The 20,385-nt window shown below is 53.2% G+C and carries 16 protein-coding genes and 1 tRNA gene; 14 read left to right on the forward strand and 3 right to left on the reverse strand.

Annotated elements, in window-relative coordinates:
- Window positions 1-26 precede the first annotated feature (26 nt).
- The gene (locus E8D52_13310; GenBank protein TKB66670.1) at window positions 27-488 is read right to left on the reverse strand and encodes a helix-turn-helix transcriptional regulator; all 462 of its coding nucleotides are present in this window, start codon (window positions 486-488) and stop codon (window positions 27-29) included.
- A 160-nt stretch (window positions 489-648) separates the two neighbouring features.
- Between E8D52_13310 and E8D52_13315 the strand changes: the two genes are divergently transcribed.
- From E8D52_13315 to E8D52_13340, 6 genes are all read left to right on the forward strand, one after another.
- Window positions 649-990, forward strand: coding sequence for a hypothetical protein (locus E8D52_13315; protein ID TKB66671.1), 342 nt, complete (start codon window positions 649-651; stop codon window positions 988-990).
- Between the two features lie 65 nt (window positions 991-1,055).
- Window positions 1,056-1,892, forward strand: a complete 837-nt coding sequence (locus E8D52_13320) for an RNA methyltransferase (GenBank protein TKB66672.1) — start codon at window positions 1,056-1,058, stop codon at window positions 1,890-1,892.
- A 45-nt stretch (window positions 1,893-1,937) separates the two neighbouring features.
- A complete protein-coding gene (locus E8D52_13325) occupies window positions 1,938-3,227 on the forward strand; it encodes a TolC family protein (protein TKB66673.1) in 1,290 nt (429 codons plus the stop codon).
- Between the two features lie 50 nt (window positions 3,228-3,277).
- A complete protein-coding gene (locus E8D52_13330) occupies window positions 3,278-4,438 on the forward strand; it encodes an efflux RND transporter periplasmic adaptor subunit (protein TKB66674.1) in 1,161 nt (386 codons plus the stop codon).
- Entirely contained in the window at window positions 4,438-7,665 is a 3,228-nt protein-coding gene (locus tag E8D52_13335; GenBank protein TKB66675.1) for an efflux RND transporter permease subunit, read from the forward strand. The genes E8D52_13330 and E8D52_13335 overlap by 1 nt, the downstream gene beginning before the upstream one ends.
- A 36-nt stretch (window positions 7,666-7,701) precedes the next feature.
- Window positions 7,702-8,058 carry a cytochrome c gene (locus E8D52_13340; GenBank protein TKB66676.1) on the forward strand — a complete coding sequence of 119 codons (357 nt, stop codon included), beginning with the start codon at window positions 7,702-7,704 and terminating at the stop codon, window positions 8,056-8,058.
- Window positions 8,059-8,209: 151 nt separating this feature from the next.
- Here the strand turns inward: E8D52_13340 and E8D52_13345 are convergent.
- Window positions 8,210-8,285, reverse strand: a tRNA-Phe gene (locus tag E8D52_13345).
- Window positions 8,286-8,760: 475 nt separating this feature from the next.
- A complete protein-coding gene (locus E8D52_13350; GenBank protein TKB66677.1) occupies window positions 8,761-9,444 on the reverse strand; it encodes a response regulator transcription factor in 684 nt (227 codons plus the stop codon).
- A gap of 891 nt (window positions 9,445-10,335) precedes the next feature.
- Between E8D52_13350 and E8D52_13355 the strand changes: the two genes are divergently transcribed.
- The 8 genes from E8D52_13355 (at window position 10,336) to E8D52_13390 (ending at window position 19,738) form a co-directional block, all read left to right on the forward strand.
- Complete coding sequence (locus E8D52_13355) at window positions 10,336-10,974, forward strand: hypothetical protein (protein ID TKB66678.1); 639 nt, start codon at window positions 10,336-10,338, stop codon at window positions 10,972-10,974.
- 27 nt (window positions 10,975-11,001) lie between these two features.
- Entirely contained in the window at window positions 11,002-12,330 is a 1,329-nt protein-coding gene (locus E8D52_13360) for a hypothetical protein (GenBank protein TKB66679.1), read from the forward strand.
- A 20-nt stretch (window positions 12,331-12,350) separates the two neighbouring features.
- Complete coding sequence (locus tag E8D52_13365) at window positions 12,351-14,699, forward strand: hypothetical protein (protein TKB66680.1); 2,349 nt, start codon at window positions 12,351-12,353, stop codon at window positions 14,697-14,699.
- On the forward strand, window positions 14,668-15,750 hold the full coding sequence (locus E8D52_13370) for a TIGR03013 family PEP-CTERM/XrtA system glycosyltransferase (protein ID TKB66681.1): 1,083 nt from the start codon (window positions 14,668-14,670) through the stop codon (window positions 15,748-15,750). The genes E8D52_13365 and E8D52_13370 overlap by 32 nt, the downstream gene beginning before the upstream one ends.
- Window positions 15,750-16,664, forward strand: a complete 915-nt coding sequence (locus E8D52_13375) for a DUF3473 domain-containing protein (GenBank protein ID TKB66682.1) — start codon at window positions 15,750-15,752, stop codon at window positions 16,662-16,664. Before E8D52_13370 ends, E8D52_13375 begins: the two co-directional genes overlap by 1 nt.
- A gap of 13 nt (window positions 16,665-16,677) precedes the next feature.
- Complete coding sequence (locus E8D52_13380; protein TKB66683.1) at window positions 16,678-17,175, forward strand: hypothetical protein; 498 nt, start codon at window positions 16,678-16,680, stop codon at window positions 17,173-17,175.
- Window positions 17,176-17,481: 306 nt separating this feature from the next.
- A complete protein-coding gene (locus tag E8D52_13385; GenBank protein TKB66684.1) occupies window positions 17,482-19,326 on the forward strand; it encodes a hypothetical protein in 1,845 nt (614 codons plus the stop codon).
- Window positions 19,327-19,351: 25 nt separating this feature from the next.
- Entirely contained in the window at window positions 19,352-19,738 is a 387-nt protein-coding gene (locus tag E8D52_13390; protein TKB66685.1) for a hypothetical protein, read from the forward strand.
- Window positions 19,739-20,385: the final 647 nt, after the last annotated feature.

Raw genomic sequence — 20,385 nt, forward strand, 5'->3', positions numbered from 1 at the left:
GCCTGGCTCAGAGCTCAGCGGCTGTGCTAATCGCTTGGCGGCTCGAAATGTCCGGAGGGGCGCTGTTGCCACGGCACAGTCGCTTGGCGAGACTGTTTGACTAAGCTCCGCAGGCTCATCTCAGCGGCCCGCAAGAGTTTGGGTTCACCGGCTTGCATGAGCGTGGTCAAGAGGACATAGAGTGATCGATCGGCGTGAGATCCGGTCAAGATTCGATCGGTGACCGGATCAATCTGAGCGGTGTCCGGCTCCTCATCCTCTGCTGAATCTGTGAAGAGCCATTTGAAGGATTGGGGGTTGTCGAATAGCCAAGAAGGCGGAATGCAAAACGCGGAGGCAAGAGCTTCAAGTGTACTGGTCGTGGGATCGGCCTGATTCGCTTCGATGTGTTCAAGGAGCGTCGTCGAAATTCCTGTCGCGTCTGATAACGACTCGATTGATTGGTTTCTGGAAAGTCTCCAGCCCTGGATAAATAGCCCTATCGACATAAGGCTATGATACACAATGAAAGGTTGAGCTTCAATTAAATCATCCTATAAATTGACATTTATTTATTAAAATCAATGTGTTATGATCTATTCACAGTGCGGGTGTGAAATCGGTATAATACCGACACAAGTTTCATCGTGTTGAAGGAGGTGGGGGCGTATGTTAGGAACCGATATTCGTGGCATCATGGCTGAGGAAGAAGAGGTCCAGCGCCGACAAGAGGCGCTCAAGTCGCTCATGACGATGCGGTCCAAGCAGCTTCGAGAGTCCTTGGATGATCGAATCAAGCGCGCCAGGAGCAGCGGGGATTGGACACAGTTGTCCAAGGCAGAATGCGCGACTTTGCATAAGCAGGAAAGGGCTCACCTGCAGTCTCAGCTTGAACAGTTACAGTTTGAGCAGACTCGGACTCGGGGAAAGCTGACAGCCTTGAAACGTGCCAAGGCGAGGGCGCAACGTATCCGCGCTGCTGAAGCGGCCTCTGAACGAAGGCGTCGTTGATTACCCACTCCAGCTGTCTTGCCCGTATGTGTTTCAGTGCGATGACGGGTCTCTAGGTGGCTGTCGTGCTGCAGCCACCGGTTCTCACTCGTGCAGAGGCCTCGCGGATCCGGCAACTGCTTCGCGATACGAAGGCCAGATCCAGAGAAGCTGCCTTCGTCTTTGAAGGAGCCAAATCCTGTCGTGATCTGATTCACCATTCTCCTCAGGCCATTCTCAGTCTGATCGTCTCGCCGCGCTTTCTCTCTGTGGAGACCGAGGTAGATCGAAGGGCGCGCACGAAACTGCCTGCGTCCCAGTTCCTGTGTCCAGACGCCGACTTTGACAAGCTGACTGATGTTGAGATGCCGCAAGGGATATTAGCCGTCGTCCGACAACCTCGGTGGGATGAAGCCCATGTGCTCAAACAGTCGCACGTACTTGGCCTGTATGGGGATCGACTGCAAGATCCAGCGAACGTGGGTGCGATCATTCGGACAGCTGCGGCGCTGAATTTGTCCGGAGTGTGGTTGAGCGCCGATTCTGCCGATCATTTTGGTCCCAAGGTGGTTCGTGCCACGGCTGGCACCATCCTGAGCCTTCCGGTCTTTCCTGTGCGGGACTTCCAGTCATTCTTCTCCTATGGTTGTGACATCTATGCGGCGATCCTGACTTCGGCTGATCGAGTCCCCATCAGGAAGATTCGAACAAGACCCAGCCGTCTCATGATTGCGGTCGGCAACGAGGGAGCAGGGTTGGCCCCAGACATCGTGAAGGCGTCTCGCGTGAGGTTTTCCATTCCACTGGCCGAGGGAGTGGAGTCGTTGAATGTCGCGGCGACCGCGGCGATTTCGGCATTCTACTTCAGCGGATTGAGGCTCGACTCCGATGACAAATCTAGGGGATTGGGCCATTCAGCGTAGACGTTTGAAATTAAACTACGTTCGGCCTACTATGAGGTGCAGTTCATGCGATTCAGGCTGGAGATGAGAATGGGGGTCAGGTTCGTGTTGGTGTGTGCAATCAGTCTCGGATGTGGCGTGGTCACGGCCTCTGCTCAATCTGATGGGCAGCCGTATAGCCTCGACATGATTGTGGATCTGGCCTTGGCAAGAAATCCCCTGGTCTCGCTCGCCGAAGGAACTATCGAACAGCAGAAGGGACAGCAGACGGCGGCCGGCGCTTACCCGAATCCCACTATTGCCGGTTTCGGGGGGCATGGAAATTTACGGGATATTGGTCGAGTGACCATTGGACCGGTTCTTGATCGACAGGGGGTCACGGAATACAACGTGACGGTCGGACAACCGGTCGAATGGCCGTCGTTACGAGCCGCGCGGCAACGAGTGGCGGATCTTGGATTGGCGACGGCCAACGTGGGCATGTTGGAGACGCGATTGAACTTGGCGTCACAGGTCAAGGTGGCATTCTACGATCTGCTGTTGGCTCAACATGATGCCGATTTGGCGCGCCAGAATCTTGATACCGTCGAAGGTGTGGCCAGGATCGTGAGGGCAAGGGTCAAGTCGGGCGAAGCGCCTCAATTTGAGTCCATCAAGGCAGAGGTGGAAGTTCTGAAGGCTCGGCAGCAACTTGCGCGGGCGGATAATCTGATTCGGATCAACCGCGTTGTCGTGGATACCTTGACCGGTGGTGCGCTGGGGCCGTCCTATCTGGTCTATGGCGAATTCAGGACCTTGCCGCGTGACCTGCAGATCGAAGGACTCATGACTCGCATGATGGAGCAGCATCCAACCATCCAGCGCTTGCTCAAGTCTGTCGAACAATCGGATTGGAAGATTGAATTTGAACGGCAGGCGAGAGTGCCGACGCTCACCGTCAACGGTGGATACTGGCGTGATCTTGGGCGAGAGGCATTTCAAGGAGGTCTCTCTGTCCCTGTACCGCTCTGGTACCGGCGTCAGGGAGAAATTGCCTCCTCGTTAGGGGTGAAACGCCGAGAAGAAGCGGAGTTGCTTCGGACACGTAATGAACTCGGACGAGCCGTGTACCAACATTTTCAGGATGTGCGCACTACCGCGGAGCTGCTCGAGGTGTTTGAGAAGGGATTGCTGAAGCAGGCTCAGGAGGCACTGAGGCTGGCGCAGTTCAGTTTTCAACAGGGGGCGTCAAGTCTGCTGGAAGTGCTCGATGCGCAGCGAGTGCAGCGACAGATTTTACTAGACTATGCGCAGGCGCGTCGTGACCTCTCCGCCTCGCTGGCCCGACTGGAGCAAGCCGTAGGGGTGGCGCTGTGAAGGCCCTGTTTGGTTCACGACGAGCTGCATCGAAGTGTCTCAGCCGAGGCATGTCCGGTCTTCTGTTCGGTTTGATGGTGCTGGAATCAGGCTGCGATGGAACGCCGAGCGATGTGGTGGCAAGTAAGTCGCCTGTTGCCGTGTCAGCTCCTGGCCGCATCACGCTATCGGCGGAGGAGTCGTCGCGGGTGGGCGTGGTTGTCCAGCCGGTCGCACGCAGCGATTTTCGAACGCACCGGGACTTCCCCGCCATCGTGCAACCGAATCAACGGAACATGGCGGAGATCACTGCGTTGGTGCGAGGGCGAGTGGTTGAGGTGTACGGTGAGCTAGGCCAGGAGGTCAAAGGCAATGCCCCGCTGGCGATTCTGTATAGCAGCGATCTGGGGCTTGCTCAATCGGCTTATCTCAAAGCCAAGGCCAAGCTTCACGTGGCCGAGCAGGCCTTCGAGCGTGCGCAGTTCCTCCTCCAAGAGCAGGTGATTGGCGAGGCAGAATTGCAGCGCCGCCAGGCAGAGTTGCTAAGCAATCAGGCCGAAGCCAATGAATCGCACGACCGGCTCAAGCTGCTTGGCATGAATGATGAAGAATTCAGGCGTCTCGAGAGCAGCCGGAAGATCCGTTCGGTCGTGCCGATTGTGGCTCCCTTTGCCGGCCGGATCATCGTGCGTAAGTTGACACGAGGCGAGGTCGTCGAGACGACTGATAATCTATTCGTGATCGCTGATCTTTCGGAAGTCTGGGTGCAAGCGAATATTCCCGAGAAGGACATTCCCTTCGCGCATGCCATCCATGCATCCGGAGACAGGCAAGTTGAGGTGCGGATCAACGCCTATCCCAAGGAGGTCTTTCGAGGGACGATCACCTATGTCGGTGATGTGCTCGATCCCGTGACACGCACCATGCAACTCAGGATTGAGTTGCCGAATCGAGATGGGCGGCTCAAACCGGAAATGTTCGCGACGATTCGACTCTTTTCCGAAGCCCAGCCTGAGCAACTGGCTGTGCCGGAGGCCGCGTTGCAACGCGATCAAGGACGCACCTTCGTCTTCGTGCAACGCAGCCCGAACGAGTATGAGTTGCGGGAAGTGCACGTCGGCGAATCCAATGGGACCGTGACGGCTATCCTCGGCGGCCTGAACGAAGGCGAACCGGTCGTGACCCATGGTGCCTTTGTCTTGAAGTCCGAGTTATTGAAGAAACCCGTCTGATGGTTTCCCGTCTTCTGGACATCTCCCTCCGCCAGCGGCTCCTTATCATTATCTGTTCGATCATGATCGGCGCCGGCGGGATCTATGCCTTTCGGACCATTCCGATCGACGCCTTTCCAGACGTGACCAGCGTGCTGGTCCAGGTTGTTACGAAGGCGCCGGGGCTCTCTCCCGCTGAAGTTGAGCGCTTGGTGACCTATCCGGTCGAGCTACAGCTCACGGGTGTGCCGTCCCTCACGGAAATGCGTTCCCTCACGAAAGTCGGTCTCTCGCTGATCACCATCGTGTTTGATGACTCCATGGATGTGAACCTGGCCCGCCAACTGGTGCTTGAGCGATTGCTTGAAGTGGAGGAACAGCTTCCTCCAGGGGCCAAGCCGATGCTGGTGCCGAACAGTACAGGATTGGGAGAGGTCTTTCAGTATTACTTGGAGGCTCCTCACGGAGCTGCCGCTGATAGCGAAGCCGAACACCAAAGCCTGATTGTACAGCGGACGATTCAAGATTGGATCATTCGCCCCCTTCTGAAGAGCACGCCAGAGGTCATCGATATCAATTCAATGGGCGGGTACGTCAAACAGTATCAGGTGTTAGTCGAACCAGGTCTGCTGCGGAAATACGGTCTGACGCTTCGTGAGGTGTTCGATGCGGTGGCGAGAAACAACGCCAACGCCGGCGGGAATATCCTCGAAAAACATGATGAGAAATACATCGTGCGAGGAATTGGACTGATCCGCTCGCTTCAGGATATCGAGCGGATCGTGGTGAAGGAAACCGGTGGCACGCCGGTCTATATCTCCGACGTGGCTCAAGTGGTGATCGACCATGCGGTGCGGCATGGCGCCACGGTGTTGAACGGGGATCGCGAGGTGGTCAGTGGCATCGTGCTGATGTTGCGTGGAGGCAACGCTCGGGATGTCGTCGAGGGGATCAAGACTCGTATTGAGGACATCCATGCGAAACATCTGTTGCCGGATGGATTGCGCATTGTGCCGTTTTACGACCGTATCGAACTGATCACCGAAGCATTGAATACGGTCTACAAATCGTTGGCTGAAGGTGTGGTGCTCGTGGTCGTGGTGCTGTTCCTGTTTCTTGGGAATATTCGCAGTGCGCTGATCGTCGTCGGCACGCTGGTATTGGCGCCGCTGGCCACATTCATCGTGATGGGACAAATCGGGCTGACCGCAAATCTGATGTCGCTGGGAGGGCTGGCGATCGCGGTCGGGATGATCGTGGACGGGTCGGTCGTCGTCGTCGAAAACGTGTATCGCCATCTGTCGCATCATTCTGCTGCCGCAATACCGAGGCTTCAGCTGGTGACGCAAGCGGTGAAGGAAGTCGGACAGCCGGTCGTCTTTGGGATTCTGATTATTATCTTGGTGTTTTTCCCTCTCTTGTCCCTTCAAGGGATGGAAGGGAAGATGTTCAAACCGCTTGCCTATACCATCATGATCGCGCTGATGGTGTCTCTGGTCCTGTCGCTCACCTTGTCGCCGGTCCTCTGTTCGTTAGCTCTGAAGCAGGGGAGCGAGGAGGATCCGTGGATTGTGCGGCAAGCCAAGCGTCTCTATGCGCCAACTCTCCACTGGGCCCTCGGGCATCGGACTACCGTGGTGGTGATGGCCGTCGGCGCGCTCATCGGGGCGCTGGCGTTGGTGCCAACATTAGGCTCAGAATTTATCCCTATTCTGAACGAGGGATCAGTTGCCCCTCAGACTATTCGGCTTCCCAGCGTGTCGCTTCCTGCCTCAATCGAAATCGAAAAGCGGATGCAGCAGGCGATCATGGAGTTTCCGGAAGTGGAGATGGTCGTCTCGAAAATCGGTCGTACGGAATTGGGGAACGATCCACAGGAGCCGAATGAAAGTGATCCGGTGGTTCGCTTGAAGCCGCTGGATCAGTGGACCACGGCCAAGACGATGCCGGAGTTGATGCAGAAGTTTCGCGAGCGGTTGACGACTGTCTCGGGCGCGACATTCCTCATCAGCCAGCCGATTCAGCAGCGCGTCGATGAATTGATTTCCGGCGTGCGCACGGAAGCCACGGTCAAGCTGTTCGGTGATGATCTGGAAGTGCTCCGGAATAAAGCCCAAGAAATCGCCGAAGTCCTCGAAGCGGTCCGAGGGGTCCGAGATATCAAAGTCGAGCAAGTATTCGGCCAGCCCTATCTCACAATTGATATCGATCGCGGCAAGATTGCGCGGCATGGGATCAATGTCGCTGATGTACGGGAGATTATCACCACCGCCATTGGTGGGGAGGTAGCCACTCGGATCTTCGAAAGCCAGCAACGCTTCGAGCTGGTGGTGCGGTTTCCGGAACAGTACAGGAATAGTGTCGAAACCATCAGTAATATTCGGGTCAGTGATCATGCGGGTGCACTGATTCCATTGGCGGATCTCGCCACCGTGCAGTTGGAAGAGGGACCTGGCCGGATCAGCCGCGATCAGCTGCAACGGTACGTATCGATCGGGTTCAATACGCTGGGGCGAGACATCGGCGGGTTGGTTGCGGAGGCGCAGCAGAAAATTACTGACCGCGTCATGCTTCCGCCCGGTTACCGGGTCACTTGGGGCGGGTCATTTGAAAACATGCAACGTGCCATGGCCAAGCTACAGGTCATCGTTCCGATCACAATCGGCCTGATCTTTTTCTTGCTGTATTCAACCTTCAATTCACTCCGTCAGGCAACCCTCATTATCTTGAATCTGCCCTTTGCGTTGATCGGAGGGGTCGTGGCGCTGTGGCTCACCAAGGAATATCTCAGCGTGCCCGCGTCAGTGGGATTCATCAATCTCTTTGGCGTGGCGGTGTTGAACGGGATTGTGCTCGTCTCCTATATGAATAAATTGCGAGAGGACGGCCATAGTTTGGAGGAAGCGGTGACCTCAGGCGCTCTCCTTCGGTTACGCCCCGTCTTGATGACGGCGTTGGTCGCACTCTTGGGGTTGGTTCCCCTGGCGTTTGCCAACGGGATTGGCTCGGAGGTGCAGCGTCCGTTGGCGATCGTCGTCATCGGTGGCCTCGTGAGTTCGACGCTGCTGACCTTGATCATGCTGCCGGTCCTCTATCAGTGGTTGGAAGGCCGCTCGACAGAGGGGGGTGCTCATGGCGAATTGCGAGGAGGATCAGTTCCTGCCATCCATTCGGCAGCCGGTGACACTCCTCATGGCAATGTTGAGCTGATGCCGGCTCGCCGGCCTGACGGGATGCCATCGACGTGATGAGGATGGTGAGGCCAGAGAAAGGATGAGGTGAGGATGCCTACGCTCGCTGGTACCGTATGCATGGGGCTGGTTGCCATGATTGTGGGGGTACAGGTATCGATCGCCGCGCCGAACGAGTTGGCATCAAAGCGCGCCGATGTTGCAAAAGGGGAAAAGGTATTTGTTCGGTATTGTGCCGGCTGTCATGGCTCGGAGGGGAAGGGGGATGGCTATTTGCTTCTAGGGCCAGAGCCTGCCAACCTCACGAGACCGACCACGAAGAAAAGGTCTGATGCGATGCTGCTTCAGACCATTCACGAGGGAAAGCCGAATATGCCGTCATGGAACACTCGTTTGTCCAAAGAGGATAGTCGAGCCGTACTGGCGTATATTCGGACGCTGAAGAAGTAGAAGGATTCAGCCAAATCCGCTACGCGATCCACGTGTCAGTCTCTCAGGCATACCTCACCCGCCGTTCATAACAATGTTTTTTCGAAGTGAATAGGTGAATACCACCGATATTGCTGACATCATCGGTGTAGCTGTGGAGGCTGTATTGTGATGGTGCCGAGGGACAGAATCGAACTGTCGACACCAGCCTTTTCAGGGCTGTGCTCTACCAACTGAGCTACCTCGGCACGGAAGGGTTTCGATCGTTCAGCGCTGGATTGTTCTCATGCTCGCGAAACCAATCAACACCGTGCGCATCTTACCAAGGTCTCATATCTGACTTCCACATCTTTCGCGTGTACGCGGCATTTCTTCTAGGCCCGCGACTCGGTATGAGTTTCCACCGCATGCCGCACCCACCGTAATCAGTACGCCGGAGAGAAGGTTCACGGACTGGAGTGATGAATCGGCAGTCGAGACATAGAGGCGTGTGCCAACAGTGATGAATAGTCTGTTGGTGAGCGAGATGGCAACATCCGCAATGACGCTGAGTTTGAGATGACTGGCGGATGCTGAAGTGGCCGATAGGCTATTCAGAAAGACCCTCGTTTTCACTGCACACCCCAGCGCGACAAGACGCGCATTCCACTGAGTGCGGTCGCAGTGATCGAAGTGGTGAGAAATGCGCTGGGCTCTATACCAAGTCTCTGAATGCAGGTGTCTTCACCGGCTGGAGCGGAACTGGTAGGTGTGGATCAAGAGGCTCTGCCGATTGGGTACGCCGACCTTGTCGAAAATGTTTGTCATGTGATGCCGGACCGTACTGTCGCTAATCGACAACTTGTAGGCAATGTCTTTGTTTGAGAGGCCCTGCCCTACCAACCGGATAATCTCCTGTTGTCGCTCCGTCAATGTCTTGGGCCACGTCAGCGGTGATGCGTCGGCGTCACTCTTTGTCTTGACGGCTTGGGGGGCGAGGTCCAGCCCTACGGTACCATCTCGTTCTCCATAGGCCTTGGGCTGGGCGGAGGTATATAGCGCCTCAATCACTGCCAGTATAACGGTGGGTGGTTGAACCGTAAGGATGATGCCGTCGACTCCGGCGGCAAACGCCTCACGCGTACGGGACTGATCCTCAAGCCCGCATAACAATACGATCTTACTGGTCGGGGCGGATGCCCGAATCTGGGTGATGGTGCCGATGGCGTCGTGTTCGGTCTCCAGATCTAGGATGACCACGTCTGGCCTGGTTCCGGTGGGGCATCCGTCTGGGATCTTCCACTGGTGCGGAGACACGACTATCTGGACCGTCGCGCGGCCCTCAAGCACTTTCTGCAAGCCCAACCACAGGATCCATTGACGGCTCAGGACGGCGATCATGAGGGATGGATTCGTTGCACTAAGCATAGTGGCCTCTGGTTCAAGACGCAGGATGACCTAGCGTATTTCTAGGGGATTCCAGTCGCGTGTGTTCAGGTGGAAAGGATTTCGATTTCTTGACCGTCTGTTCCTTGATCTTCTTTGATCTAGTTTGCTAGCTGGGTGAGTGTGTTGTGTCGCTTACAGCTAGGCGCGAATGATACTAGTCATTAGTAGGGTATGCACAGATCAATCGAACGCATGTATCTAATTTGTTGAATTGATTGCCTTATTTTCATTCCTCTCTCCGGTCATGTAACTCTCACTCGACGCGTCAGTAAGGCACACGTATTGATAGGCTCAAGTACGTCCAGGAAATAGCCGAACTTGTAGTGGTAGGGAGAGAGGAGCAGTCGACTAGAAACAATCGTGTTCTATGGCTTGAAGGGGCGTAACGATTCCGGCAGCCAATTGCCCGGACAAATGTGCCTGATCTGCTACACTAAAACTAGACATTCATCTTATGGTTTAAGGACGAGAGTGCCGTATATTGGTTAGGGCAAATAGTATCTTTAGATAGGGTCAATTATATCTATCGTGAAAGCCGAACAGCCCTATTTTCATGATGAATGGATTGGGTTCATGAGCTGAAGATTACCTGTCATGAAGAGTTTGTTGCACCGTAGGGCTAAGTAAGGATACTGGAGTTGGGACAGTGTAATGATATCGAACACTGATTGCAGAAGATATGTCCTTGTAGCCTCATTTTCGTAGCGCCATTTTTCCCACGAGAGATAGGCTTGGGACCGACTGCTGGCAATATGGGGAGGAAATCCTTGCTTCTCGTTGGGATGACAAGGCCGCCAATGCCACGATTACAGAGTATGGGTGGTGCTTTCGCTTGTTAAACGGACAAATATTGAATACCAGAGAAAATCAATGATGGCTATTGCCGGGAGTAGACATAGGATGCGTACCTCGCTCAGCCGGATTCTCATCGTCACCATAGTGCTTGGGGTGGTGGGGTGTGCGGAAAAGAGAGTGAATTACGAAGTCGACCTGACGGCGCCATCTGATTTTTTCCTCGGGCCGGAGGATGTGCTGAAGGTGATGGTCTGGAAAAGTCCAGACCTGTCTGGTGAGGTGACGATTCGTCCGGATGGCACAATCACTATGCCTCTGATCGGGGACGTGCCAGCTGCCGGGCTTACTGCGAATGTTTTGGCGAAGCGTATCGGCGATCGGCTCACTGAATACGTCTCAGCACCAGTTGTCACAATTCAAGTGAAGGAGGTCAACAGCTATTTCATCTATGTCTTGGGAGAAGTCGTGAAGCCGGGGAAGTATCCGCTCAAGTCCTATGCCAATGTGGTGCAAGGTATTTCGCTGGCCGGCGGGTTTGGACCCTTCGCGAACAAGAACAAGATTAAGGTATTGCGTAATGTAAGTACTGGCCCAGAAGGGCATGAAAAGAAACGCCAGATCGAGATTCCGGTGCACTATAACAATATTCTAACGGGTACTGCCGTGCCGGGAAATTTCATTCTGCGGAGCGGTGATGTCATCGTGGTGCCATAGGTGAGTAGAAGATGGCTAGTTACGCACATGGCAAGCATTATTCTTGGGATGGGCGCTGGATTGTGTTCGTTGAGTCAGGCACAGATGGGTGGAGTAGGCGGCGGTGGGATGGGCGGAGAAATGCCGAATGCTCCAGGAACAGCATTCGGCGGGGTGACTGATCCCAGTTCGATTCAAATTGTAGAAGGGATACGCATTATTCCCTCAGTCCGGATTGCAGAGCAATATGACAGCAATGTGTTTTTTGCACCGAAGAGCCAGCTTCAAGGACTGTCCCCGGGTGACATTGTCACGACCATCGCACCCCAAGTCAGAGGGTTGTTTGCAGATCATAAACAACTGGTGAAGATGAATGCGGTCGTAGGGGCGGTCGGCAATTATTATGTGAATAATACTGGTCTAAGTTATGTGGGTGCAAATGTGGGTGTGGGTCTAGACCTGAGCAATCTGGTGAGTCAATGGAGGCCGGGGGCGAGGTGGATGGTATCCGATACATATTTGTACAGCCCTCAGCCCCCTGCGTTTCTGATAGGAGACCAATCTGGGGAACAGACAAATCCGTTGGTAGCAGGTTTTCAAGCCGTTCGTACGAAGACGAGCTCTAACAGTGTCAATACCCTCTTCGAGTTTCCACTCTACAACACTGTTCGCTTGACCGGGAGCTATACGAACAGTTTTATCCGCTATGGGGGAGCACAGGTTCCGCAAGTCACGACTCTGATTAGTCAAGATATTCAAGCATACACCGCTGGTTTCTCAATGCAAACCTCCTTTCAGGACACTGTGAGGATAGACTTTATAGGTAACGACTTTGATCAAGGTGGAGTAGGGGAGTTTAAGACAAGAGGCGGTGCACTAGGTTGGGCGCACAAGTTCTCGACCGTAGTCAGTTTTAACGCTAACGGTGGTGTGCAGGAGCTGTCGGGGCAATTAAATGGGGTGCGGTTATCTTCGGTGATTGCACCATTCGGCAGTCTTGCCATCCTCTGGAAGGATCCGGCAACTTCGATTGCTCTCGCCTACCGGTCCGGTATTGTTCCGTCATTTCAGTTCCAAAGCGCATCGTTGCTCAGTCACTCGGTGTCGTTCAACCTAACTCAGAATACTCCGGTCCGTGACCTCGCCGGTTTACTGGGAGCGAACTATACCACTGCTAACGAGTATGGGTCGAACTCAGGAGGTGCCCTCTCCTGGGCCACGGTGGGAGGAACAGTGGGGTTACTGTATCGGCCCACCCAGAAGGTGTTTCTCACGCTGATCTATACCTATCTAAATGTGGATAATGTATTTGGTGGAAATCATTTCGCTTACGACAAGCACCTGATTCAACTAAGTCTTACTCAGGCCGTCTACTGAAAAATGGCGAGTTTGCTCATATGAAATCACTGACCCAAGAAGATCTGATTAGGGTGCTGTTGAAGAAATGGTGGTGGACTGCTGTCAGTATCGTCGCCTGTCTGTCTCTAGCCTACGGAGGTTGGAAGATCTTTCCTAAGACCTATAAGTCCACGGTCATTGTGACAATCGATAGTCCGAAAGTGTCGAAGGATTATGTGAAAGGTCTAGGGGGGGCTGAGGGAAGAGGGGGTGAAGACCCTGCGACTGTTGCCATGCAGCAGGTATTGCTCGCACTTACGAATAAATCCGTGTTGGTGCCTATTATCGAGAATATGAAGCCGTATCGAGATAAGGAAGAGGCAACAGAAGAATCCTTGATGAAACGCCTTCGACAGGCCGTTGCCGTGGAAAAACCAAAAGACGGCGTCGGCATTGCGATTTCTTATAAACACTTTGATCCCTATGTGGCTCAAGCCGTCACGGCCCTTCTTGCCGTCAAGCTGCAGGAAGACAATGCGAAGAGACGAGAAGGACTTATAGAGACTACAACCGAGTTTCTGTCTGTTGAGCTGAATCGAATGAAGGCGGAACTTGAAGCCAAGGAACAGGCGATATCTGATTTCAAAAAGGATCATATCGGAGAATTGCCGGGCCAGATGGAGGCCAACCTGCGCACGCTCGATCGATTGCAGGCTGATCTTACGACTTCCAGTGAATCTTTGAACAAGGGAGGGGAACGGCTTACGGCCTTGGAAAAAGCGATCAGGGAATTCTCTGAGCTCGGGTCAACCGACGTGGTTCCAGTGGTTCCAGTTGAGAGGGGCGGGCGAATGATTGAATCTCGGTCTCCCGACCCTCGTGGTGCCAAGTTAGAGGAATTAAAGCAAAAGCTAAATGAACTCTTGGGGGTCTATAAGGAGAACTATCCGGATGTGGTGCATCTTCGACAGGAAATCCGCCGGTTAGAGTTGGAGCCACGAGTGGCTGGTAGCGATCAACTGGGTGTGGGTGAGACGACAGGTGGACGGGTTGAAAACAGTGCCAAGGTTGCCCGTAAGCCCATTGACCCATTCTTGAGAGAACTGATGAAGGAGCGCAATGAACTAAAAAGTGAGATGGCCTTCCTTAAGGAAAAACAGGCCAAGACAGTTCGTCAGATCAAGGAGCTTGAAGCGCATGTACAACGTATACCCGCGGCAGAACAGCGCCTCACAATCCTAGTCCGAGACTATGAGAATCTCCAGAAGGGGTATCAATCTCTTCTTGATAAGCGGACCAATGCCAGGATTTTGGGGAATTATGAGAGTCGTCAGTTTGGAGAGCAGTATCGCATTATTGAGCCGGCAAGTTTTCCCTATGACGAAGAACCACCGACACTTCTCCATTTTCTACTCGGCGGGTTTGTGCTGGGCTGCGCCATCGGGTTGGGAGGAGCCATTGGCGTAGAGTTTATGAAGCCCGGCTGTCGCCGCCCCGAAGAAGTCGAAAGCTATCTTGGTCTTTCGGTCATCGCCTCGATCCCTCCTTTTGACAACATGACAGTCGGAATGGGTTCGATGGGGTCGCGGGCGCTTCTTACTGGGCCTACAACCAGTGTCGGTATTTTTGGACGTGCTCCATCACATTATGGATATGGACGCAACCGGACGGGTGCCGGATCCAGTACCAAGCGTGCATCGTTTACGAGTCTGCCCCAAGCGTTTCATTTGATTGCAAAGTGGGGGGAGCATTCCATTGTCGCTGAGCAATACCGAGTGGCGTCGACGCGTTTGCTGTTGATGACGGCTGGAAAGAAACATGTAGTCACTCTGGTGGCGAGCAGTATTATGGGGGAAGGTAAAACAACCACGGCTGTCAATCTTGCTTATGTTCTAGCTCATGATCTGAAGAAATCTACGCTCCTGATTGATTGCGATTTCAAGCGCCCGATGGTGCATGAATACATGGACATTTCGGTCGAGCCCGGCCTCAGCGAAGCGATGCTGGGGCAAGACATCCTTGACAATTGCATTCATCACTATGAGGGGATTCCACTCTCGATTCTGCCGTGCGGGGATCCGACGGTCAGGCCTGCCAGTATTTCCGGGATTCAGTATGTGAAACAGATTTTGCCAGAGCTAAGGACTCGCTATGACCATGTGATTTTAGATGGGCCGCCTATATTGACACTTGCTGATGTCAATGTCCTTGGTAGTCTGGCGGATCAAGTGATTCTTGTGGTGCGAGCCGGCTTGACCAGCCTCGATATGGTACGCAAAGCGGTCAAGCAGCTCAACGTCAATAGCGACGAGATTGGAGTTGTCTTGACGAAGGTTGAAATGGAGTTCGCGCCTTATTTCATGTACGAGACGCCCTATGTTGGTAAAAGCGGACGAAGTGGTGAATAAAGAGGCTGCAGTGGAGCCGGAGCTGCAGTTGTGCCGCTTCACGGAGGGCGTGTATTCGAGGTGGGACGGACTGAGTCCTAAAAAGCGGATACTCATCTTGGGAAGCGGAAAGTTTGCCGGGGAACTCTGTCGAGTCGTACGTTCGCAACGCTTTGGTATGGTGGAAATCATTGGGGCTCTTGTAGGGGGAAATGAGCGACTAGAGAAGAATCAAGATGTGCCCGGAATCCTTGGCACTTATGGACAGGTGGCACGAGTAGTAGAAGAACAGAAGGTGACTACTGTCGTTGTTTGTCTTGAAGATCGTCGCTCGGCACTGCCGGTTGAACAGCTGCTCGATTTGAAGGCGATGGGAATAGATGTTCGTGATGGGCATCAATTGTTCGAAGAAGTCTCGGGCCGCCTCTCAATTGATTCGCTTCGCCCAAGCGCCCTCGTTTTTTCAAATGGTTTCAAGCAACGCATGGTCACCCGTATCATGAAGCGGTTCGGTGACATGATGGTTGCAATCGGGGGATTACTAGTGCTGTTTCCACTATTCTTACTCGTCGCGTTTTTGATTAAGGTTGATTCATCAGGGCCCGTGTTTTATCGCCAGGTCCGTGTCGGATTGCGCGGGCGGCCCTTTTCGATCTGGAAGTTTCGATCAATGGTGCAAGATGCTGAAAATGCAGGGGCTCAATGGGCGCAAGCGGATGATCCGCGCATCTCCCGCGTCGGGTGGTGGCTGCGAAAGACTCGTGTCGATGAGTTTCCGCAGCTGATTAATGTGTTAGGAGGGGAGATGAGTCTTGTTGGGCCTCGCCCGGAGCGGTCGGTGTTCGTGCAGGACTTGCGAAAAACCATTCCCTATTATGATTTGCGCCACACGGTCAGGCCCGGCATCACCGGATGGGCACAGGTGAAGTTTCGCTATGGCGCCTCTGCAGAAGATGCCCATATGAAGTTGCAATATGACCTCTACTACGTCAAGCGGTTGTCCTTCGGGATCGATATGAGCATTCTGGTGCAGACGGTGCGAGTGATGTTGCTCGGGGAAGGGGCGCAGTAATGGCTTCCAACCAGCAGAGCCAAGAGGCGCGGGTACGCCATGTCCTCTCATTTGATGTGGAAGAGCATTTTCAGGTATCGGCCTTTTGGTCCGATGCCAGAAGACAACAGTGGGATCGGCTGGAAAGTCGCGTTGAGCAGAATACGCTTCGGCTCGCGGAGCTCTTGGCGTCTGCTGAGACAAAGGCCACATTTTTCGTTTTAGGATGGGTGGCGGAGCGACATCCGGGGTTGGTCAAAGCGTTGGCGAAACAGGGGCATGAAATTGCATCGCATGGTTACGGACATGAGTTAGTTACCAATCAGACTGAAAGCGAGTTTCGGGACGACGTCAGGCGGTCCAAATGCATTTTGGAAGAGTTGACGGGAAAGATGGTATTCGGCTATCGGGCGCCCAGCTTCTCGATCACTGATCGAACCCCGTGGGCGTTACCGATTTTGGTTGAAGAAGGCTATCTCTATGACTCCAGTATCTATAGTCGATTCCAACCTTCGGAGAAAGTTGAGATGCAGAGCTGTGTGCAGGAGATCGTGACGACCGCCGGCCCCATTTTTGAATTGGCTCTACCTACAGCGGACCTATGCGGTATTCAGCTCCCTACTCCCGGGGGGGGGTACTTTCGCCTCTTGCCCTATTCAGCTTCTAGAATGATTTTAAGGAAGTTTGAAAAAACTGGAACTCAGTTCGTCATGTATCTGCACCCTTGGGAGATTGATCCAGATCAACCTCGAATGGAGGGGCCCGTGATTTCAAAATTTCGCCATTATCTAAATCTCGAGAGAACCGAGCAACGGTTGAAAAATCTGTTGCGTGATTTCGCGTTTGCTCCTGTAATCGATGCAATTCAGCCAATCCGTGACATATGCCAAGGCCGGGTACAGGGTGGTGCGGCTGCATGTGCTGTGTTTGGATAAACAGTTACGGTGAATGATGAAGTATTGGTATGCAGTAAGGACGAAGCCTCGTTGTGAAGCGTTTGCAGAGACTAATCTTCAGCGGCTTGGGGTGGAGGTGTTTCTTCCAATGCTGATGGAAGGCACGCCCATGTCCGTGGTGAATCGAAAATTAGCCACGCCTTTGTTTCCAGGGTATCTCTTTGTACGGTGTGCGATGCCGGCTCAGTATCGCGCAGTTAGTTATGCCACAGGGGTCAAGGATGTTGTCTCATTCGGTGCCGGCCCCTCGATTGTGGACGATTCAATCATCGATTCGATTAAGGGGCAAGCTGTGAACAGTATCATCGAAATTGCTGATTGCGCACTTGTGCCAGGCAAAGCTGTGCGAATTCACGAAGGACCGTTGTGCGGATTGGATACGGTCTTTGAGAAAAAGCTGAACGGGACGTCTCGCGTGGTGTTGTTGCTGAAGGCTCTTTCCTATCAGGCGCGAGTTGTTATTGACATTCGAGGAGTGGTCAATGCCTGAAGAATCAAAGCTTGAATGTTCTGCTCTGCATAGGGGTGGAAGCTTCCAGAGTTTCTTGATGGGACTTTGATCTGGCCCCTTTTCCGATCAAGGATCCGCAGCGAGAGCTAGAAGCTTGGGCGATCGTCCTCTATTTTCAAGACCCGGTGGCTGACATCGGATGGGCGGTAGCACGAGTTGAGCCTATCCAAACCCATTTCAAAAATGCAATAGTATTTTTGGCCGTGGGACTGCAGCAGAGAGTACAAAGCTAAAATATCCCATTGAAGGGACCCTTGTTAGCTAGATTTTGGAGCAAAAAAGGCAATGTATATACTAGGTATTTCGGCGTTCTATCATGATAGTGCAGCTTGTCTAGTACATGAGGGAGAGATTATTGCAGCCGCGCAGGAAGAACGGTTCACACGCAAGAAGCATGATTCAAGTTTTCCACATCATGCAGTGCGATTCTGCCTCGCCCAAGCTGGCATTAAGATCTCGGATGTCAAATACTTAGTCTTCTATGACAAACCCCTTGTTAAGTTTGAGCGGCTTCTTGAAACATACGTAGGATTCTCACCCAAAGGCATTCAGTCATTTCTCGCCGCCATGCCCGTGTGGCTTAAAGAGAAGCTGTTTCTGAGGAAGTTGCTTCAGAAGGAGGTTCTGACGTGCGTGGAGGGTGTGGATCAGGCGCAGTTGCCTGAATTGTTGTTCGGCGAGCACCATGAGTCTCACGCCGCCTCCGCATTCTTCGCTTCCCCCTATCAGAAAGCTGGCGTGCTCTGCATGGACGGGGTTGGAGAATGGGCGACAACCTCTGCCTGGCTTGGTGAAGGGAACACGCTGACGCCGTTGTGGGAAATTCCCTTTCCCCACTCGTTGGGGCTTTTGTACTCGGCGTTCACCTACTACACTGGCTTTAAGGTCAACTCGGGTGAATATAAGGTGATGGGTCTGGCTCCCTATGGAGAGCCGAAGTATGTGAAAGCTATCTATGAACACCTTCTGGATCTGAAGCCAGATGGGACGTTTCGTATGAACATGGAGTACTTCAACTACTGCACCGGACTCACAATGACTAGCCGGAAGTTTGACGAAGTATTTGGCGGCCCGCCTCGCCAACCAGAATCGAAATTGTCCCAACGGGAAATGGACTTGGCTCGCTCAATTCAAGAAGTCACAGAAGAGGTGATGTTACGACTTTCTCGGACCATGCACCGCGAGACGGGCGTCGACTATCTCTGCATGGCTGGAGGGGTAGCACTGAACTGTGTGGGCAATGGAAGGGTTTTACGCGAGGGGCCATTCAAGGGCATATGGATTCAGCCAGCAGCGGGTGACGCTGGTGGTGCCTTGGGCGCAGCGCTGAGCGCGTGGCATCTGTACGAGAATAAGCCAAGAACTGCGAATAACATCAGTGACCAGATGAAAGGCAGTTATCTGGGGCCAGCCTTTAGCAACGACGAGGTTGAACTGAGACTCAAACAACTCGACGCTGCCTATGTACGACTGGGTGAGAAGGATCTATTTACTCGAGTAGCGGAGGAGCTTGCTGCGGGCAAAGTTGTGGGCTGGTTCCAAGGTCGCATGGAGTTTGGGCCGAGGTCATTAGGTGGGCGGAGTATTCTGGGAGATGCACGCAATACGAAGATGCAGTCCGTCATGAACCTCAAGATCAAGTACCGGGAATCGTTCAGGCCCTTCGCGCCGTCAGTCCTACGTGAACGGGTGAATAGTTATTTCCAAATGGATTGCGATAGTCCCTATATGCTTTTGGTGGCACCTGTGCAAGAGAAGCGCAGGCTGCCATTTAAGTCGAGTGAAAAGGGACTGTGGGGAATCGAACTCCTCAACGTTCTCCGGTCGGATATCCCAGCTGTCACACATATTGACTACTCGGCAAGAATTCAGACGGTCCACGAAGATACGAATCCTAGCTATTATTACTTGCTGAAGGCCTTCGAGGAGCGGACCGGATATGCCACATTGGTTAACACCTCTTTCAATGTGCGCGGAGAGCCGATTGTTTGTACGCCGGAAGATGCCTTCCGCTGTTTCATGCGAACCGAAATGGATATCTTGGTGTTAGAAAATTGTGTACTGAAGAAGGAAGACCAGAAGCCTTTGGAAAGAGATACGGATTGGAAGCAGGAGTTTGCTCTCGACTAATCTGAGTGAGGATCACGTGAATCAGATGGCAACAACAAAAGACCTTCGGAGTTTTGGATTATTGGTTGGGGCGGTGTTCTGCATTATTGGCCTATGGCCCTTGGTGTTTCGGGGCGAGCCCATGCGGGACTGGGTTATTGGTGGGGGCGGGCTCCTGGTTCTACTGGGAGCGATTGTTCCTCAGCTGCTCCGCCCTCTTCATACGGGCTGGATGTGGATCGGCCATGTGTTGGGGTGGGTCAATACCAGAATTTTGCTGAGCATCGTGTTTTATGGATTGATTACCCCTATTGGCTTGATCTTCCGGCTAATGGGGAAGAATACAGTGCGACAAGCATTTTCTGAATCAAGCGCCACGTATCGCGTAATTCGGACACCACGAGCAAGAAATCATATGAAAGCTCAGTTCTAATTCATCGATTGTGTGCCAAGGAGGTGGGGTATGGGTGAGTTCGTAGGAGAGCTGTGGGCCTTCATGAAAGAACGCAAGAAGTTTTGGCTGTTGCCCATTGTATTGGTGTTGGTGCTGCTGGGAAGTCTCATTGTATTAACGCAGGGGTCGGCAGTTGCACCGTTCATCTACACGTTGTTTTGAGCTGCCTACAGCGTTGGCTCCTGTGAATGTCCTCTGTATTAATTATGTCGATGCCAGTCAGGGTCAATTAAGCTGGCGTTTTGTCACGGTGAGAGCCGAATGAAGGTGCTGATTGTAGGGAATATGGGCTACATCGGTCCGATGGTGCTGCGTCATCTCTGCAAGAGTTATCTGCCTGCAATATTGATTGTTTTTGACACCGAGTTCTTCACCCAATATCCATAGCGCGCGTACCGTTTCCCGAGCATCTCCTCGACTGGCGATGTTTTGTGATGTGCGCTCGCACCACGATCTTGGAATTCAAGGATGGATTGGAGCAGGCTGGATTTGCCGATCAGGCGTATCGCGAATCGAGTTTTATGCGCTTGAATGTCTTTAGAAAGTTCTAGGAGGATGGGTGGTTGACCGATAAACTTGCATGGTTGCCGGTCACGAAGCACAGCACGCCAGCATAGTTGTCCGGT

The organism is Nitrospira sp., from assembly GCA_005116745.1.
GTDB lineage: Bacteria > Nitrospirota > Nitrospiria > Nitrospirales > Nitrospiraceae > Nitrospira_D.

Bases quoted from the DNA above. Each gene is read 5' to 3' on its own strand.
- E8D52_13380 (TKB66683.1), top strand. From the start codon at position 16,678: ATGATGAAGTATTGGTATGCAGTAAGGACGAAGCCTCGTTGTGAAGCG.
- E8D52_13360 (TKB66679.1), top strand. From the start codon at position 11,002: ATGGCAAGCATTATTCTTGGGATGGGCGCTGGATTGTGTTCGTTGAGT.
- E8D52_13365 (TKB66680.1), top strand. From the start codon at position 12,351: ATGAAATCACTGACCCAAGAAGATCTGATTAGGGTGCTGTTGAAGAAA.
- E8D52_13330 (TKB66674.1), top strand. From the start codon at position 3,278: ATGTCCGGTCTTCTGTTCGGTTTGATGGTGCTGGAATCAGGCTGCGAT.
- E8D52_13315 (TKB66671.1), top strand. From the start codon at position 649: ATGTTAGGAACCGATATTCGTGGCATCATGGCTGAGGAAGAAGAGGTC.
- E8D52_13385 (TKB66684.1), top strand. From the start codon at position 17,482: ATGTATATACTAGGTATTTCGGCGTTCTATCATGATAGTGCAGCTTGT.
- E8D52_13370 (TKB66681.1), top strand. From the start codon at position 14,668: ATGTTGGTAAAAGCGGACGAAGTGGTGAATAAAGAGGCTGCAGTGGAG.
- E8D52_13325 (TKB66673.1), top strand. From the start codon at position 1,938: ATGCGATTCAGGCTGGAGATGAGAATGGGGGTCAGGTTCGTGTTGGTG.
- E8D52_13350 (TKB66677.1), bottom strand. From the start codon at position 9,444: ATGCTTAGTGCAACGAATCCATCCCTCATGATCGCCGTCCTGAGCCGT.
- E8D52_13355 (TKB66678.1), top strand. From the start codon at position 10,336: ATGATGGCTATTGCCGGGAGTAGACATAGGATGCGTACCTCGCTCAGC.
- E8D52_13335 (TKB66675.1), top strand. From the start codon at position 4,438: ATGGTTTCCCGTCTTCTGGACATCTCCCTCCGCCAGCGGCTCCTTATC.
- E8D52_13375 (TKB66682.1), top strand. From the start codon at position 15,750: ATGGCTTCCAACCAGCAGAGCCAAGAGGCGCGGGTACGCCATGTCCTC.
- E8D52_13390 (TKB66685.1), top strand. From the start codon at position 19,352: ATGGCAACAACAAAAGACCTTCGGAGTTTTGGATTATTGGTTGGGGCG.
- E8D52_13310 (TKB66670.1), bottom strand. From the start codon at position 488: ATGTCGATAGGGCTATTTATCCAGGGCTGGAGACTTTCCAGAAACCAA.
- E8D52_13340 (TKB66676.1), top strand. From the start codon at position 7,702: ATGCCTACGCTCGCTGGTACCGTATGCATGGGGCTGGTTGCCATGATT.